The sequence below is a fragment of the Vibrio sp. 1288 genome (assembly GCF_033344475.1).
The window spans coordinates 1-531 of record NZ_JAWPOX010001067.1; the positions used below are offsets into that span (position 1 = coordinate 1).

General features: G+C 44.8%; 1 protein-coding gene. It reads left to right on the forward strand.

Annotation, left to right across the window (positions count from 1 at the left end):
* A partial coding sequence (locus R8O11_RS30935; RefSeq protein ID WP_318195354.1) for a CoA pyrophosphatase occupies positions 1-531 on the forward strand: 531 nt, incomplete at both ends.

Consider the following 531-nt stretch of genomic DNA (forward strand, 5'->3'; position numbering starts at 1 on the left):
CGGGGTATCACAAGGAGTCTCTTGCCCGCCTGAATTTTATGAAAGGTAAACCGCTTCGAGACGCCGCGGTTCTGATTGGTTTTGTGGATAGACCTGAAGGCCTACAAGTGATTTTGACCAAGCGAGCCGAACATCTTCGGCATCATCCAGGACAAATCAGCTTTCCTGGCGGTAAGTTTGAACCCGAAGATATCCATCTGGTGAATACGGCGCTTCGAGAGACTAATGAAGAGGTCGGTATAGAAGATAAACACATTCATGTGTTCGGTCAGTTGCCAAAACTGCCAACGATTAGTCAATTTAATGTGACGCCATTTTTGGCCTTTATTTCTCCGGATTATAAAACGCATATTGACCCAAATGAGGTCGAGTCGGTTTTTGAGGTACCAGCCAACCATATTTTGAACCCAAATAAGCTCTACAGCAGTAAGTTTGAGTTAAAAAGAAGCAGTCATCGTGTATTTGCTATCCCATATCGTCAACATTTCATCTGGGGCATGACGGCGCAGATCATTGAGTCGATGCAAAAGC